Genomic DNA, 17,441 nt, shown 5'->3' with positions numbered 1-17,441 from the left:
GCGTCACTTTGCGAGGCGTGAAGCGTGCGCGCGCGCCGCACACGGCTGACGATGGCCGGCAGCACAGGGACTGTGTGACACAAACATTCTACCGATGCGGCACGGATGCGGCCGAAGTGGAAACGGCCGGCAGCCGGTTCGCGCTTCCCGAATATCTCGCAAGAGCGGCAAACAATAGCGACCGCGGCATACTGCACCTCAACGGCCGCGACAGCCCGCACCCGGTTTCGTATGCCGAACTCCTTGAGACAGCGCGATGCATCCACGGCGGTCTGCGGGAGCTTGGCTGTCGGTCCGGTGACGTTGCGCTCCTGGATATTCGAGCGCCTGAGGCGTTCTTTGAGGCACTGTGGGGCTGCTTTTGCGCCGGCGTTGTACCGGTGCCGGTGCGAACACCGGGCGATGCAGCGGTCGGCACAACGATCGCCTCGCGAATACGGTCGGCCTGGGATGCGCTCGATCGTCCGCTGCTGATCCGCGACGCGCCATCCGACAATGAACCGGCCGCCATGAATCCGGCGGAACGCGCCGCGTGGCGAACTGCTTCGGTATCCGAGCTGCGCAGGGGTTCACCGCCCGGCCGCACTGAGATGCCTCTTCCAGCCTCAGCGGCTCTGATGCTGCTCACTTCGGGCAGCACCGGGACTCCGAAACTGGTTCCTCTTTCGCACGCCAACATCGCTGCCCGGTCGCTGGCGGAAGCCGCCGTCTGCGCAATAGACGGCGCCGACACAACCCTGAACTGGCTTCCGCTCGATCACGTTGTGGGGTTGGTGATGTTCCACCTGCGCGACGTGGTGCTCGGCGCCACGCAGGCCCACGGCACATCGGCGCCTGTGCTGCAGGATCCCCTGCTCTGGCTGGACTGGCTGGAGCGCTATCGGGTCACCGTGACGTGGGCGCCAAACTTCGCCTTTGGTCTCGCCAACGAAGCGCTCGATGCCGCGCCGGACCGCAGGTGGGATCTCTCGGCGCTGCGTGTAATCCTCAATGGCGGTGAGACGGTTGTGCGCCGCACCGCCAGCGGCTTCATGCAGCGATTGGCGGCATCGGGACTTTCGGAAACCGCCATGCATCCGGCCTGGGGCATGTCGGAGACCTCCTCCGCGGTGGCCGTTTCAACGGCATTTCGTGCGGGCAGACCGGATGATGACAGCCCGGTTGAAGTCGGCCCGCCGTTCCCCGGCGTTCAGTTTCGGGTTCTGCGAGAGGATGGATCGGAGGCGGCAGACGGCGAGACCGGCAGCCTCGAAGTTCGTGGCGATACGGTAACCGACGGCTATTACCACGACCCAGCGCTTAACGCCGAGGCATTCACGGCGGACGGCTGGTTTCGCACAGGGGACCTCGGCATACTTCGACATGGCCGGCTGACCCTTGCCGGCCGCAACAAGGATGTTGTGATTGTCAATGGCCGCAACTTTGGATGCCACGAAATCGAGGCGGCCGTTGAGGTTGTCGCCGGCGTCGTTCCATCACATGCGGCCGCCTGCGCGGTGCGCCTGGCAGATTCCGATACCGACTCCCTGGCAGTGTTCGTCTCCACGAAGGGCGATGCCGCGGACCGTGACCGGATCTGCGCGGAGATCCGGGCTCGGGTGGGCGCATTGACGGGCGCGCAGATTTCCGTTCTGGTACTGCTCGAGCCGGACGAGTTTCCGCGCACCGGGATCGGCAAAATAGCTCGCGCGACACTGCGGCAGCAGTGGCAGACGGGTAAATACGTCAACCGCACCGTGCAGATTGATGCAGCCGTCGGTGATGGAGATGAACCCGAGACCGATGCAGAGCGCATGGTTGCCGCAGCGTGGCAGGCCGTACTGAACATCCCGCCGCCGGGGCGCAGCGCGCACTTCTTCGCACTGGGCGGCACCTCACTGAAGGCGGCTCGCGTTGCGGCGCGGATTGGCGAAGCATGCGGACGTCAGGTACCCGCAACCATTGCCTTCACACATCCTGTCCTGACCGACATGGCCGCCGCGCTCGAAGCCGAGGCGCAGCCCGCGACCGCGATCCGACCTCGCCCGCCTGGCGATACCGCTGTGCCGTGTACGCCTCCGCAGAAGAGAGTATGGTTCCTCGACCGGTGGCAGCCCGACGGTGCCGCGTATGTTCAACTGCTGGACCTGCGCCTGGATGGCCCGCTGGATCACGAAGCGCTTGCGGCCTCGCTGAACGCCATCGTGAAGCGGCACGAAGCGCTACGGCTCCTGCTGCCGGCAACGGATGGCGAGCCTGCCCAGCAGTTCGCCACCTGGGAGTTTTCTCCGTTACCGGTGACCGACCTCCGGGAACTGGACCCGGACGAGCGCGAGGCGACGGCCAAAGCCATCACGTACGAGGAGAGCCGCCGGCCGTTCTGCCTGGAGACCGGCCCGCTTACCCGATGGAGGCTGCTGCGATTGGGCGATGAGGAACATCGCCTCTTGTGGACGCTTCACCACGCGGTGACCGACGCGGCATCGTTTCGCCTGCTCTTGCAGGAACTGGCGGCCAACTACGGCGCTCTCAGCCGCGGCGGCCAACCACCCGAAGTGCACGCGACCCAGTACGGCGACTATGCCATCTGGCTGGATCAGCGGCTGGCATCCGAACCGGTATGCCGCGCCCGGTTGGAGCTGCAGGAGTGGCTCAAGGAGGACCTGGAGCCGTTTGAGCTTCCTGCGCAGCGACCGCGTCCCGGCATCTTTACCTACCGGGGAGCGAAGCGGACTCTCCCGCTCGGACAGGACCTGGACCACGAGCTGGAAGCGTTCAGCCGCGCACATGGTGTTACGCCGTTCGCAACGGCATTGGCCGCGTTTGCAGCATTGCTGTTCCGCACCACGCAGCGCGGTTCCATCACGATCGGCACTCCAATGTCCAATCGCGTGACGCCGGAGTGCGAATCGCTGGTGGGCTATGTGGCCAATACCGTACCGCTCCGCATCCACGCCGCGGCATCGCAGCGGTTCAACGCGCTGGTCCGCGAATCGGCGGAAAGCACGCGGTTTGCGATGGAGCGGCAGGAGGCGGCTCTTGAGAGCCTGGTGGATGGGCTGCTGCTGCCGCGCGACATGAGCCGATCGCCGATATTCTCCGTGATGTTTCAGACGATCGACTTACCGGAGGAGCCGATACCGATGGGCGCGGCTTCGCTGCGATACGTGGAGACCGACAACGGAAGCGCGAAGTGCGATCTCACGCTGCAGGTTGCCCGCAGCGCGGATGGCTGGTCCGCAACGTGCGAGTTCTGCACCGACCTGTTTGACCCGGATTTCATCGACCGCCTGCTTGGCCACTACTGCACCCTCTTGCGCGGTGGAATCCGGCAAGCCGACAGCGAAATAGGCTCGCTGCCGCTCCTCACTGGCGACGAAAACCGGCAGTTGGAGGCCGGATGGTCGCGCGATACCCCCGAATTGCTGCCGCCACCGCTGCTGCCGGCGGTGCTTGCCGAGTGGGCGCATACGCGCGGCGCCGCCGAGGCGCTCCGGTTCGGCTCGAGTCGCCTCAGCCATGGTGAACTGGACGATCGCGCGCGGCAATTCGGCGCCGTCCTGCAGCAGGCCGGGGTGCAGCCCGGAGACGCCGTGGCCGTCTGTCTGCCGCGATCGACCGATATAATCGCGGCGCTGATCGGCGCATGGAAAGCCGGCGCCGCGTACGTGCCGATGGAGCCTACTCTTCCTGCGGCGCGGATCCACGAGATGCTGGAAGACGCAGCGCCGAAGGCGTTTATCACGGCGGACCGCCAGATTCCGGCACAGGCCGGCTATGCCGGAGCTGTGTTGACGCCCGACGATGCCGGCAGCGTGCCGGCCGCATCTTGTCGCCACCGGGAGTGCCGGCCCGACGATGCGGCCTATATTCTGTTCACCTCTGGGTCCACCGGCCGTCCGAAGGGAGTGGCGATTTCGCACCGCAGCCTTGCGGGCCGCATCCAGAGCTGCCGCGCACCGTTCGGTTTCTCTTCCGAAGACGTCTTCTCCGGGATCCACAGCGTTGGCTTTGACGTGAGCGGATGGGAAATCTGGAACGCACTCAGCAGCGGCGCCCGGCTTGTGCTGGCGCCGGCAAACACGGCGATGGATGGTGATGCGCTCTGGAAGTTGATCGTTGACGCCGGCGTGAGCGTGGTGCAGATCACGCCATCCGCGCTGCAGCTGCTCTGTGGCGCGGCGTTGGCGCCCGGCGCTGAGCGCGCACCAGCGCTTCGGATGCTCAGCGTAGGAGGCGAAGCCTTTCCCGGCTCGCTGGTTCCGGCTGCGCTCGCGCTGGGCGTGCCGGTGTGGAACGTCTACGGCCCAACGGAGGCAACCATCTGGGCATCTCGACGCCGGGTAACCGCCGATGATGCCCTCACGGCCGCCGTCTGTATTGGCGCCCCACTGCCGCACGTCCGGCTGGTCGTCCTGGATGGCGGCATGCAGCTTATGCCGGTGGGGATTCCCGGCGAACTGTACATCGGCGGCGAAGGGTTGGCCGAAGGGTACGTCAATCAGCCGGAGCGAACGGCCGAACAGTTTGTGGAGAATCCATTTCCCGGACTCGGCGGCCGGCGACTATACCGGACCGGCGATGCCGCGCGGATGCGGGCAGATGGCGAACTGGACTTTCTGGGCCGCCTCGACGACCAGATTAAGCTGCGCGGATTTCGAATTGAGCTGGGCGAAGTCGAGAGCGCGCTCGGCGCTTTTGCCGGCATTGGCGCGTGTGCCGTTGGTGTGCGGAGCGATACGAATGGAGACGAGCGCCTTGTGGCGTGGTACACCGCCGAGCACGAACTGGAGCCGGGCGCGTTGCGGCAGCACCTGCTCACCACGCTGCCGGACTACATGGCGCCGGCGGTGTTCCAGCGGGTTGAACGCATTCCAACCAATAGCAGCGGTAAGGCGGATCGAAAGCAGCTACCTAACCCGGAAATGGACCCGGCGCCCGCCGGCGCTGCCGGGTCGGAGCCGCAAACTCGTGTGGAGCGGCAGTTGGCACGGCTGTGGGAGAACGTGATCGGCGTTCGCACGGTTGGCGCGCTGGACAACTTCTTTGCGCTGGGCGGTCACTCCCTCACGGCGGTGCGTCTGTTCGCGCAGATTGAAAAGGTGTTTGGCGAGCGGCTGCCGCTGGCCACGCTGTTCCGGTACCCAACAGTGCGCGAGCTTGCAACCGTAATCGAGAGCGGCCACCCCGAGGCCGGGTTTGCTTCGCTGGTGGCGATTCAAACCGAAGGCTCGCTGCCACCGTTCTTCTGCGTACACGCTGCCGGATCGGAAGTTCTGTGGTACCGCGATCTGGCGAACCGGCTGGGCGCCGACCAGCCATTCTATGCGCTTCAGGCGCGGCATGTCGGCGGAAAGCTTCCGCCGCACGAAAGCGTGGAGGCGATGGCCGCCGACTACGTGCGCGAAATCCGGATGATCCAGGCGGAAGGCCCGTACTACATCGGCGGCTCGTCACTAGGCGGCATGATTGCTTTTGAGATGGCAAGGCAGTTGGCGGCCGCCGGCCAGACGCTGGGAATCGTGGCGATGTTTGACGCGTTCCATCCCGACTACCCGGTATTCCGCAAGGGCTTCGGCAAACTCCGTCAAAAACTGGGCAACATGGCCCGGGTTGTGGAGCACCACATCGGCAGCCTCCGGCTGCTGCCGCCAGGTCGACGGGCGGCATACGTACGGGACAAAACGCGGCGGGCCCGCCTGGAGGCGCAGTGGGCCATTGAGGGCCACATGAAGGCTGCGGCCCGGCGATTGCGCCGCGCCGCGGGCCGGCCGGTACCGCCGGAGCTGGAGGCAAAACCGCACTACGTGCGCCGTGCAGCCGCTGCCTATCGGCCGTCAACGTATGCCGGCCGGATCACCCTGTTCAACGGCAGCCGCCAGCCAACCGGCGTCGTAGAGGACCCGAATTTAGGCTGGGCAGGACTGGCTGAGGGCGGCATCGAAGTACATGTGGTGCCGGGATATCATGGCGCGATCATGGCCGAGCCCCGTGTACGATTTCTGGCAGAGAGGCTGAAGGCGTGTCTGCAGCGAAATCGCGAGGGAGCGCGGGACCAGCAGTAACGGAGTGGACCGCCGTATCGAGTCGCGTCGAAGGTCCCGCCCCACACGTATTGCATGTATGGCGCGCCCGGACCGACGCGTGGTGGCGTGTTCGCGAAGCGGATGCCGGCGTGCTCAACGACGAGGAGCTTGCCCGCGCAGCCGCGTTCGTGCAGCCGGTTGATCGTGACCGCTTTGTTGCCATGCACGGCATTCTCCGTCGCGTACTGGGCGACTACCTCGGTATGCCGCCGGGAGAGATTGAGTTTCGCACCGGCGCGCTCGGCAAGCCCCACCTTGCCGGCAGCGCCGAACAGAGCGGATTGCAATTCAACGCATCACGCAGCGGCGATTGGTGCGCCTTCGCCATTGCAGCCGGCGGGCGCGTTGGCGTGGACGTGGAGCGTAACGCCCTGACCGACGACTACCTGACCGTGGCCGATGCCTTCTTCTCCCCGGCCGAAGTTGCGATTCTAACCGCGCTGCCGCGAGCCGAGCACGAGCGGGCATTTTTCGACTGCTGGACCCGCAAAGAGGCGATGATCAAGGCGGTTGGCGCCGGCCTCTATCTGGATTTGAAAGCGTTTGATGTTCCGCTGGACCCGTTGAGCCGCTTTGAACTCGACCTGACCTCCGAAGCTGACGGCATCGGCGGCCTCTGGACGGTGGCGTGTGGCGACCTTGCCCCGGGTTACAGCGGCGCAGCGGCCATGCAAGGCCCCATGGCCGAGTGCTTGCGTTTTGAATGGGCGCCCTAGCATGGCCCTACAAGAGTCGCTCACTGCGGTATGCGCGTGCCGGGTCTTGCTGGTACTACGATCAGCTTAACCCCGTGCGGGCGCGCGAATCGAAGGAGCGCTCACAGCGCACAGCGACCACCTCTGACAGACTTTTCGACCGCCCTCCGACGCCGGGAAAAAGCGAAAAGAGTCAAAGTGCAGAGTTAAGGCGAGCCCGCGCGCAAAGCACAACGGAAGCCGAAGGTGGAGTCCTTGTCCGCCGGGAAGCGGTCCCACCGGTACGGCGAGCGGAAGACCCCTGGCTTGCCCTCGTACCACGATCCGCCGCGAATAACCCGGAGCTGCCCCGGCGCAAGGTCCACGGGGTCCGGCTGCTCGCCGGCGCGGCCGCTCCAGAAAGGTCTGTGGTACCAGTCGCGGCACCAGTCCCACACATTGCCGGCCATGTCGCTGCAGCCGTACGGGCTCATGCCGTAGTGGCCCACCGCCGTCGTGCCGCCCGCGTCGCCATACAAGGACTTGCTGCACCAGAGTTTCGAGATGTCCCAATCGCTGCCCCACGGGTATTTACGACCGTCCGTGCCGCGCGCGGCCTTCTCCCACTGCGCCTCCGTCGGCAGTTCGCAGCCTGCCCACTTCGCGTAAGCTGCAGCGTCGTCCCATGTCACGTTGACGATCGGGTGATCGCCCTGGCTCCAGGTCAAGTCGAATATCGGCACGGACGGCATGTGCCGACCCGTAGCATCGCAGAACCGGCGATACTCCGTCACCGTCACATCGTTTTTGTACATCCAGAAACCGCTCAGAATCACCCTATGCGGCGGGTTGTCTTCCTGATCGCTGTCACCCATCTGGAACGGACCCGGCGGTATCCAGACCATCTCCGCGCCGTCTTTCGGGTTCTTTCGGACCGCGCCTTTCGCGGGAACGTCCGCCTGCGCTGCCGGCCGGGGCGGCTGTACGCCGATCCCGGCTTCGCTCGGCGGCGCCGCGACGGCAACAGCTGTGGTCGGCGCGGCCAGAGCCGGAACGGGACGCGCGCGCAAAGCACAACGGAAACCGTTGTAGCCGTCGCAGTTCGCCGGGCTATCGTAGTACCGGTACGACGCGCTGAAGGCCGTCGGTAAGTCGTAGAGCCACGACCCGCCGCGCACAACCCGGTACAGCCCCGGCGCAAGGTCCACGGGGTCCGGCTGCTCGCCGGCGCGGCCGCTCCAGAAAGCTCTGTGGTACCAGTCGCGGCACCAGTCCCACACATTGCCGGCCATGTCGCTGCAGCCGTAGGGGCTCATGCCGTAATGGCCAACGGCGGTCGTGCCACCAGCGTCGCCATACTGGGAGTTGCTGCACCAGAGTTTGGAGATGTCCCAATCGCTGCCCCAGGGGTATTTCCGCCCGTCCGTGCCGCGAGCGGCCTTTTCCCACTGCGCCTCCGTCGGCAGTTCGCAGCCTGCCCACTTCGCGTAAGCGGCAGCGTCGTCCCATGTCACCCAGACGATCGGGTGATCGCTCTGGCTCCAGGTCGGGTCGAAGGACGGCGCGGGCGGCATCCGCCAACCCGTAGCATCGCAGAACCGGCGATACTCCGTCACCGTCACATCGTTTTTGTACATCCAGAATCCGCTCAGCGTCACCCGACGCGGCGGGTTGTCAGACTGGTCGCTGTCACCCATCTGGAACGGCCCCGGCGGTATCCAGACCATCTCCGCGCCGTCTTTCGGGTTGGTCCGCTGCTTCGCGTGCAGTACGACTGGCGCCCGGCTGCCGGCTGCATCCGCAGTGCCGCGCACGGTGTATGTCACCGACTTGCCCGGCCGCTTCTGCGGCTGCGCAGTACCGCCGACCGCCGCCCAGGACCCTGCGGCACAGCAGAGCGCCGCAGCCGCTGCGGTCCAGCTACCCAGGGGCGGGCGCACGTGAGCGCCTGGCCAGCGGGTTGGCGCGCCGGATCTCATCCCTCTTACTCCGCCAGCAGATAGCCATTCCATGTTGCGCTCCTCGTCGGCCGTTTCTCGGCAAATCGCGATGCCAATGAATTGCCCTCCGGCGGCGGGAAAAGGGAAAAGAGTCAAAGTGCAGAGTTAAGGCGAGCCCGCGCGCAAAGCACAACGGAAGCCGCCGTCGTAGTTGTAGTTCGCCGGATTGCCGCTGCCCCGGTTCGACGTGCGGAAGTTCACTGGTAGGTAGAGCTTCCACGAGCCGCCGCGCACAACCCGGTTCTGCCCCGGCGCAAGGTCCACGGGGTCTGGCTGCTCGCCGGCGCGACCGCTCCAGAAGGCTTTGTGGTACCAGTCCCGGCACCAGTCCCACACATTGCCGGCCATGTCGCTGCAGCCGTACGGGCTCACGCCATAATGGCCAACGGCGGTCGTGCCGCCCGCATCGCCATACAAGGACTTGCTGCACCAGAGTTTCGAGATGTCCCAATCGCTGCCCCACGGGTATTTCCGCCCGTCGGTGCCGCGGGCGGCCTTCTCCCACTGCGCCTCCGTCGGCAGGTCGCAGCCTGCCCACTTCGCGTAAGCTGCGGCGTCGTCCCATGTCACGTCGACGATCGGGTGATCGCCCTGGCTCCAGGTCGGGTCGAAGGACGGCGCGGGCGGCATCCGCCGACCGGTTGCCCGGCAGAAGCTGCGATACTCCTGCACCGTCACGTCGTTCCTGTACATCCAGTACCCGCTCAGCGTCACCCGATGCGGCGGGTTGTCAGACTGGTCGCTGTCACCCATCTGGAAGGAGCCTGGCGGTATCCAGACCATCTCCGCGCCGTCTTTCGGGTTGCGCCGCTGCTTCGTGCGCAGTACGACCGGCGCCGGGCTGCCGCCTGCATCCGCAGTGCCACGCACGGCATAGGTCACCCGCGTGCCCGGCCGCTTCTGCGGCCGCGCAGTACCGCCGACCACGGTCCAGGACCCTGCGGCGCAGCAGAGCGCCGCAGCCGTTGCGGCCGGCCCTACGCACCGTCGTGCGGCCCATCTACGCAGCGACACGCGCACGCGAGCGCCTCGCCGGCGGGGTGGCGCTCCGGCGCTCATCGATCTTACTCTGCTCGCAGATAGCCATTCCATGTTGCGCTCCTCGTCGGCCGTTTCTCGGCAAATCGCGATGCTGATGAACCGCCCTCCGGCACCGGTAAAACGGAAAGGAGTCAAAGTGCAGAGTCAAGGCGAGCCCGCGCGCAAAGCACAACGGAAGCCGATGCTGGCGTTGCTGTACGCCGGGCCGTTGCCGTTCCGGTGCGCCGCGCGGAAGTACAATGGTGCGCCGCTGCCCCACGAGCCGCCGCGCACAACCCGGCCCCACCCCGGCGCAAGGTCCACGGGGTCCGGCTGCTCGCCGGCGCGACCGCTCCAGAAAGCTTGGTGGTACCAGTCCCGGCACCAGTCAGCCACGTTGCCGGCCATGTCGCTGCAGCCGTACGGGCTCATGCCGTAGTGGCCCACGGCGGTCGTGCCGCGCCTGGAACACCAGAGTTTCGAGCTGTCAAAATCGCTGCCCCACGGGTATTTCCGCCCGTCCGTGCCGCGAGCGGCCTTCTCCCACTGCGCCTCCGTCGGCAGTTCGCAGCCTGCCCACCTGGCATAAGCTGCGGCGTCGTCCCACGTCACGTTCACGATCGGGTGATCGCCCTGGCTCCAGGTCGGGTCGAAGTACGGCGCGGGCGGCATCCGCCGGCCCGCAGCATCGCAGAAGGTGCGGTACTCCGTCACCGTCACATCGTTTCTGTACATCCAGAAACCGCTGAGCGTCACCGTATGCGGCGGGTTGTCACGCTGGCCGCTGTCACCCATCTGGAAGGGCCCAGCCGGTATCCAGACCATCTCCGCGCCGTCTTTCGGGTTGGTCCGGACCTTGCCCGCCGCCAGGCCACTGCCCTCGACTGGCGGCCCACCGCCGCCGCCCGTCGGCGACCCGGGTCGCGCCCGGGCCTCATCGCGCAGCATAACCGGCGGAATGATCGTAGAGTGGCCGCGCTCCAGCGTCACAGGGTAGAGAACGGGCTGGAATCCGGTAAGATTGATGGCCACCTGCGCCTGCCGAGTTGCCTGCCGCCCGAGGTCCACGGGAATCTCTGCCGGCGTCACTCCGGTGGGCACGCGATCCAACGAGACGGCAGCCCCGGGCGGCTCGGTGACTGCCGAGAGGCGCACGCTCGTATCCAAAGGCGAGCCCGCGCGCAAAGCACAACGGAAGCCAGTGCAGTTGTTTCCGTTCGCCGGGCAATTGCCGTTCCGGACCGAGGCGCGGAAGCTCACTCGTTCGTTGAGGTCCCACGAGCCGCCGCGCAGAACCCGGTACTGCCCCGGCGCAAGGTCCACGGGGTCCGGCTCCTTGCCGGCGCGACCGCTCCAGAAGGCTTCGTGGTACCAGTCCCGGCACCAGTCCAATACGTTGCCGGCCATGTCGCTGCAGCCGTAGGGGCTCACGCCGTAGTCCCCCACGGCGGTCGTGCCGCCCGCGTCGCCACCCTGGAACTTGCTGCACCAGAGTTTCGAGATGTCCCAATCGTTGCCCCAGGGGTATCTCCGCCCATCTGTGCCGCGCACGGCCTTCTCCCACTGCGCCTCCGTCGGCAGTTCGCAGCCTGCCCACATCGCGTAAGCTGCGGCGTCGTCCCACGTCAGGTTGACGATCGGGTGATCGCCCTGGCTCCAGTTCGGGTCGAAGGACGGTGCGGGCGGCATCTGCCGACCGGTTGCCCGGCAGAAGCCGCGGTACTCCTGCACCGTCACGTCGTTTTTGTACATCCAGAAACCGCTGAGCGTCACCGAATGCGGCGAGTTGTCAGCAATATCGCTGTCACCCATCTGGAAGGGCCCCGGCGGTATCCAGACCATCTCCGCGCCGTCTTTCGGGTTGGACCGGACCGCGCCTTTCGCCAGGCCGTGGACCTCGACGGATGGCGAACCGCCGCCGGCCGCCGGCGACCCGGGCTGCGCGCCGGTCTCTCGGCGCAGCGCAACCGGCGGAATGATCGTGGAGTGGCCGCGCTCCAGCGTGACACGGTATAGCACGCGCTGGAATCCGGGAAGCGTTATGGCCACCTGCGCCTGCCGCGTTGCCTGCACCGCGAGGTCCACGGGAATCTCTGCCGGAGTCACGCCGGCATGCACGTCATCCAACGAGATGGCAGCCCCAGGCGGCTCGGTGACTACCGAGAGGCGCACGCCCGTATCCAAGGGCGAGCCGGCGCGCAAAGCACAACGAAAACCGATGTAGTCGAAGCTGAGCGCCGGGGCGCTGATGTACCGGTACGACGCGCGGAAGCCCACCGGATCGTTCATCTTCCACGTGCCGCCGCGAATAACCCGCTCCTGCCCCGGCGCAAGGTCCACGGGGTCCGGCTGCTCGCCGGCACGACCGCTCCAGAAAGCTTCGTGGTACCAGTCCCGGCACCAGTCAAACACGTTGCCGGCCATGTCGCTGCAGCCGTAGGGGCTCACGCCGTAATGGCCAACGGCCGTCGTGCCGCCCGCGTCGCCAAACCGGGACTTGCTGCACCAGAGTTTCGAGCTGTCCCAATCGCTGCCCCACGGGTATTTCCGCCCGTCCGTGCCGCGCGCGGCCTTTTCCCCCTGCGCCTCCGTCGGCAGCTCGCAGCCTGCCCACTTCGCGTAAGCTGCAGCGTCGTCCCACGTCACGTTGACGATCGGGTGATCGCCCTGGCTCCAGGTCGGGTCGAACTGCGGCGCGGGCGGCATCCGCCGGCCCGCAGCATCGCAGAAGGTGCGGTACTCCGTGACCGTCACATTGTTTCTGTACATCCAGAAACCGCTGAGCGTCACCGTATGTGGCTGGTTGCCATATTGATCGCTGTCACCCATCTGGAAGGGACCCGGCGGTATCCAGACCATCTCCGCGCCGTCTTTCGGGTTGGTCCGGACCGCGCCTGCCGCCAGGCCGCTGTCCTCGACTGGCGGCCCACCGGCGCGGCCCGCTGGCAACCCGGGCTGCGCGCCGGTCTCTTCGTGCAGCACATCCGGCGGAATGATCGTAGAGTGACCGCGCGCCAGCGTAACACGGTAGAGAACGGGCTGGAATCCGAAAAGCGTGACGGCCACCTGCGCCTGCCACGTTGCGTGCAGCCCGAGCTCCACGGGAATCTCTGCCGGAGTCACGCCTGCGGGCACGCCATCCAACGAGACGGCAGCCCCGGGCGGCTCGGTGACTACCGAGACGCGCACGCTCGTATCCATCTGCTTCACTGCGCAGCCCTGGGGCAGCTGCGTGCCGGCCACGCTGTTGGCCAGTAGGATGGCTGTCGGCTGTGCTGTCGGGCCCAGGCGGTCACCTTTTCGAGCACGTAACCGGCCACCTGCGCCGCGGAAAGCGGCTCTCCCGCCAGCGCGGCGGCCCCCTTAAGCGCGCTGACCAGGTAGTAGGTGAACGCGCCGTGGGCCAGCGATGGATCCTCGTAACCGCGCTGCCCATCCGCGCAGGCAAACAACACCGCGCTGCCGCCCCCCAGCGCGGCAGCGGGCCGGGCCGCTACTTCCAGGCTCTTGCTGAAGCCGGCCGTGCGAACGTTCTCGCCGCCGCCCTTGTCGCGCTCCGGATCATTGCGGCAGGCATCGATCATGAAGACCACCTGCCGGGCCTTTACCCGCTTCATCACATTCTGCAGCATCGAGAGCGGGATTGTACTGAGCCGCAGCGTATCGATGGATGTGGCGTCCGTCTCTATGGTGCCCAGAAAGCTTTCGTCACCGCGGCTGAAGCCATGGCCGGACAAGTAGAATACAAACGTATCGTCCGGCCCGACGCTGTTTGCCATGGCGTTGAGCGCGTCGATGACGTGCACGTTGGTAGGACAATCCGGCTGGGTGGTGTCCGACACCGCGCTGGTCATCACCCGCACGCGCCTGGCGTTGAAACCGAGGCTCTTCTCCAGGGCGGAGGCCACCGAAGTGGCATCCGCCTCCGCGTAGCGGAGGGGCTCGATATCGGAGTTCTTGTAGTGCTCCACGCCAACCACCAGCGCCCAGCGATGGCCGGAAGCGGCCGCCGGCGCGGAACCGACTGCCGCCAGCGCGATCAAGGCGAATACTTTGGTAAAAGGTTTCATAGTCGGTATCGTGCGCGATTGTACCACTACAGGCAGGTTCCGGGCCTGCTCCGGCTCTTCCATAAGATAAAGACTGCGCTCGGCCAATATGATCGGGAGAATCTGCGCTGAGCGGGCGGTTTGCGGTTGAACTGCCTGCGAAGCCCACGCGCGGCGCCGCCGCCGCTCGCCGTTGAAACTCAGGCCCTGTTCCGCGCACACCAGCTGAAGAGCGCCACCCACTCTTCCCGCTGGCGCCTCACAAGATCGGGCGGATTGGCGGCGCCGGTGGCCCCTGCGGCTGTAACAAGGGCCGCGGGCGCCAGCTGCGGCTGCTCAGCCAGCAGTGGGTGACCTGACGCCCGGGCCATCCAGTAGAGACTGTTGTTGAAATCGCCTTCCCGGCGGTGCATGATGCCATGCCACCACGCGCCGGTTGGTCCCTCGATTCCCTGACTCACCGTGTGGCTCCGTGTGAGGTCATCCACGAACAGCCATAATCCTGCGACGAGCGCCGGATTGGGCGCGACCGCCGGCTCGGCAATAACCTGCCGCACCACGTCGGTACACTGCTCGGCGCCGGATAGCAATGTCCCCATGGCCCGCGTGATCGGCAGTAGCTCGAACAGCGGCGCGCACGCAGCGGCCACATCCGCCGGCAAATCAACCGTCATCGCAACTTCCTCCCTTTTCGGCGCCGGCGCCCGGGCGGACCTGCACGCCGGCTATCTCTGGTTTACCGCATTCGCCGGGCTTTTACCCTCCGTTCCGCGCTATCGCGGTCGGTTCGGCCACATCCGCTCTGGTAGACTCGTTGGAGATAACGAGAACTTTTCGGAGCTTGAAAGGATGTTGGAAACCGCATGATTGTTGTAATGAAAGCCCACGCCACGCCGGAAGAAGTGCGCGACGTGGAGCAGCGCATCCGCGATTGGGGCTACGAAACCCACCCAATATACGGCGCGGAGCGAACCGTGATCGGAGCCGTCGGCGTGCCGGAGGACGACAAGGCGCGCTATTCCGAGAGCCTTGAGGCGCTCTCGTGTATTGAGCGCGTGATCGCCATTCTCCGGCCTTACAAGTTTGCAAGCCGCGAGTTTCATCCCGACGGCACGGTGGTGGATATAAAGGGCGTTCAGGTTGGCGGTGAGCAGTTTTGCCTGATGGCCGGCCCGTGCACCGTTGAAACGCATGAGCAGACGCTGGCATCGGCGCGCGCCTGTTACGCAGCCGGCGCGCGGATACTGCGCGGCGGCGCCTACAAGCCCAGCACGTCGCCCTACTCTTTTCAGGGGCACGGCGAAGATGGGCTGAAGATCCTGCGTGACGTGGCCGATGAGGTAGGTATGCGGGCCATTACGGAAGTGATGGATCCGCGCAATGTTGAGCTGGTGGCGCGATATGCTGACATCCTGCAGATCGGCACAAGGAACATGCAGAACTACGACCTGCTGCGGGAGGCAGGACGATGCTCGACGCCGGTGATGCTGAAGCGCGGCATGTGGGCGAAACTGGACGAGTGGCTGCAGGCCGCCGAGTATCTCCTTTTGGGCGGCAATCCCAACGTGATGCTCTGCGAGCGCGGTATCCGAACTTTTGAAACTTACACACGGAACACGCTCGATGTCTCGGCCGTGCCGGCGGTCAAAGAGCTGTCGCACCTGCCCGTGATCGTCGATCCCAGCCAGGGAACCGGCCGCCGCGCGCTGGTTCCCGCGATGTGCCGGGCCGCCCTGGCCGCGGGGGCCGACGGGCTGCTGGTAGAGGTGCATCCGCATCCCGACCGAGCGCTCAAGGACGGCGCGCAGTCGATGTTCCCGGCCGACTTCCGGGATCTGGCGCGCAGCCTGCAGCCGATCGCGTCCGCCATGGGTCGAACGATGGAGCCGATGCTTCCGGAATACGAAGGCGCGGGTTAGTCCGCCGGCCTGCGCCGCAGCAGCTTCGCGCCAATCCGGCGAATGACTTCCGTCTCCTCCATCCTGAACGCGAATGCCAGGCCTGCATATACGGCGATGGCGGCGCCGCTGCAGGCGACGAGCAGCGCCAGCGCATGCAGCGTCACGCTGCCGCGGCCGGCCATCAGCGGGCGCTGCAGCGCATTCCGTATCCCGGTGCAGACAAGGCCGGCGCCGGCAGAGGCCAAAACGATCCGGCTAACGGATGCCAGCAGCCGGCCACCTTCGATGCCGCCAAGCCGGCGGCGAAGAAGCGCCAACATGGTAAGCATGTGGAGCATCGCGGCAATCGACGTAACGCCGGCGAGCGCGGCAACCGCCTGCGTGTGTTTGCCGGCGGCGGTGCCGATTACCGCCAGAACCACGAAGTTCATGGGTATGAAAATGGCGGTAACCACCGTGCCCACCACCACCGGCGTGACACTGTCTTTGAGCGCGTAGAATCCGCGCGTCACGATTGCATGACCCGACCAGGCGAACAGCCCAACGGCAAACAAGCGAAGACATGCAGCAGCCATCTGTGAGTTCTGCAGCCCGAATGCGCCGGTTTGCAAGATCGTCTGTACGGCCGGCAGAGCCAGTACATAGAGAAGAACCGACGAAGGAACGGTGAGGAACAGCACCCGCCTGAGGGCATAGTTCACGGTGCCCCGGAGCGCGGAGAGCTCGCCGCGCGCAGCCTGTGCGGCCATCGTGGGGAATGCCGCCTGAGCCGTGGACTGCGCGAAAATGCCAAGCGGCATGTGCATGAGGCGGTTGGCGTTCATCAGAGCGGACTGCGGGCCATCACCGAGCCGGCTGGCGAATATCTTGCCGATGATGGTGCTCACCTGCGGCAGCGCCAGGCCGAAGATCACCGGCAGCATCAGGATTCCCACTTGCCGCACGCCCGGGTGACGCCAGTGCCGGCGAAGCGCGCCAAACAGAAAGTAGCCGCCCATGCGCCGCACCATGAGCCATTGGAGCAGCAGGTTCCCCAGCACGGCGCCCGTAACGGCGCCGATACAGAGGCCCGCCACGCCAAACCGGTGAGCCAGGAACAGGCCGCCGCAGATGATGCCGGTGTTGTAGATGAGGGGGCCCAGCACCGTAGGCCCAAACCGATGCTTTACCTGCAGCGTGCCCATCATCAGGCCGCCCAGGAAGAAGCAGATTTGCGCCGGCAGCAGGATACGTGTTAATGCTACGGTGGCCTCAACCTTGCCGGGGACGGCCACGTAGCCCGGGTTGGTCAATATCACGAGCCGACGCGCGTACACCTCACCCAGTACAATAAAGCCCGCTACAACAATGCCCATGATGGAGGCGACGACGCTGAATATCTGCCACGCCTCGCGCTCTTTGCCCTTCTCCACGTACTCGGAAAACACCGGTATGAACGCGCTGGAGAATGCCCCACCGGCAATCAGGAAGAAGATGAGGTCCGGCACCGTGAAGGCGCCGTTGTACGTATCGGTGGCAAAGCCCTGGCCAAACTGATGTGCAATAACCCTATCGCGGATCAGCGCCAGGATCCGGCTTCCCAGGATGCCGGCCATCATAATCGCCGTTGCCCCGGCGATGCTGCGGCGCACGAGCGGCCTGCCTGTTGCGGATCCGCTGCCCTTTGGGTCGGAGGAGTCGGGCGGGGTCATCTGCATAGGTGGCATTATACTGTGCCCGCGCGCGGCTTTAA

Annotated in this window: 9 protein-coding genes; 3 read left to right on the top strand and 6 right to left on the bottom strand. The window is 65.9% G+C overall.

Translation table 11 applies throughout. From position 1 onward, the window contains the following. Positions 1-74 precede the first annotated feature (74 nt). The gene (locus tag KGJ62_04390) at positions 75-6,044 is read left to right on the top strand and encodes an amino acid adenylation domain-containing protein (protein ID MDE2125807.1); all 5,970 of its coding nucleotides are present in this window, start codon (positions 75-77) and stop codon (positions 6,042-6,044) included. Beyond that, complete coding sequence (locus KGJ62_04385; GenBank protein MDE2125806.1) at positions 6,002-6,781, top strand: 4'-phosphopantetheinyl transferase superfamily protein; 780 nt, start codon at positions 6,002-6,004, stop codon at positions 6,779-6,781. Before KGJ62_04390 ends, KGJ62_04385 begins: the two co-directional genes overlap by 43 nt. A 185-nt stretch (positions 6,782-6,966) precedes the next feature. On the opposite strand, the gene KGJ62_04380 is transcribed toward KGJ62_04385, so the two are convergent. The 5 genes from KGJ62_04380 to KGJ62_04360 form a co-directional block, all read right to left on the bottom strand. After that, positions 6,967-8,718: an SUMF1/EgtB/PvdO family nonheme iron enzyme gene (locus KGJ62_04380; GenBank protein MDE2125805.1), complete on the bottom strand. Its 1,752-nt coding sequence runs from the start codon at positions 8,716-8,718 to the stop codon at positions 6,967-6,969. Positions 8,719-8,844: 126 nt separating this feature from the next. Beyond that, positions 8,845-9,753, bottom strand: coding sequence for an SUMF1/EgtB/PvdO family nonheme iron enzyme (locus KGJ62_04375; GenBank protein ID MDE2125804.1), 909 nt, complete (start codon positions 9,751-9,753; stop codon positions 8,845-8,847). Positions 9,754-9,924: 171 nt separating this feature from the next. Beyond that, entirely contained in the window at positions 9,925-12,969 is a 3,045-nt protein-coding gene (locus tag KGJ62_04370; protein MDE2125803.1) for an SUMF1/EgtB/PvdO family nonheme iron enzyme, read from the bottom strand. Beyond that, entirely contained in the window at positions 12,966-13,829 is an 864-nt protein-coding gene (locus KGJ62_04365) for a caspase family protein (protein MDE2125802.1), read from the bottom strand. The genes KGJ62_04370 and KGJ62_04365 overlap by 4 nt, the downstream gene beginning before the upstream one ends. A gap of 179 nt (positions 13,830-14,008) precedes the next feature. After that, positions 14,009-14,482, bottom strand: a complete 474-nt coding sequence (locus tag KGJ62_04360) for a hypothetical protein (GenBank protein ID MDE2125801.1) — start codon at positions 14,480-14,482, stop codon at positions 14,009-14,011. Between the two features lie 189 nt (positions 14,483-14,671). Between KGJ62_04360 and aroF the strand changes: the two genes are divergently transcribed. After that, complete coding sequence (gene aroF, locus KGJ62_04355; protein ID MDE2125800.1) at positions 14,672-15,727, top strand: 3-deoxy-7-phosphoheptulonate synthase; 1,056 nt, start codon at positions 14,672-14,674, stop codon at positions 15,725-15,727. Here aroF and murJ read toward each other — a convergent pair. Next, positions 15,724-17,415 carry a murein biosynthesis integral membrane protein MurJ gene (gene murJ, locus KGJ62_04350; GenBank protein MDE2125799.1) on the bottom strand — a complete coding sequence of 564 codons (1,692 nt, stop codon included), beginning with the start codon at positions 17,413-17,415 and terminating at the stop codon, positions 15,724-15,726. The genes aroF and murJ overlap by 4 nt on opposite strands. Positions 17,416-17,441 lie beyond the last annotated feature (26 nt).

This window comes from Armatimonadota bacterium, from assembly GCA_028871815.1.
Taxonomy (GTDB): domain Bacteria; phylum Armatimonadota; class Chthonomonadetes; order Chthonomonadales; family Chthonomonadaceae; genus REEB205.
This window is presented reverse-complemented; position numbering and strand designations above follow the sequence as displayed.

Excerpts from the sequence above, each read along its gene's own strand:
- KGJ62_04380 (MDE2125805.1), bottom strand. The coding sequence starts at position 8,718 with ATGAGATCCGGCGCGCCAACCCGCTGGCCAGGCGCTCACGTGCGCCCG.
- KGJ62_04365 (MDE2125802.1), bottom strand. The coding sequence starts at position 13,829 with ATGAAACCTTTTACCAAAGTATTCGCCTTGATCGCGCTGGCGGCAGTC.
- KGJ62_04360 (MDE2125801.1), bottom strand. The coding sequence starts at position 14,482 with ATGACGGTTGATTTGCCGGCGGATGTGGCCGCTGCGTGCGCGCCGCTG.
- aroF (MDE2125800.1), top strand. The coding sequence starts at position 14,672 with ATGATTGTTGTAATGAAAGCCCACGCCACGCCGGAAGAAGTGCGCGAC.
- murJ (MDE2125799.1), bottom strand. The coding sequence starts at position 17,415 with ATGCCACCTATGCAGATGACCCCGCCCGACTCCTCCGACCCAAAGGGC.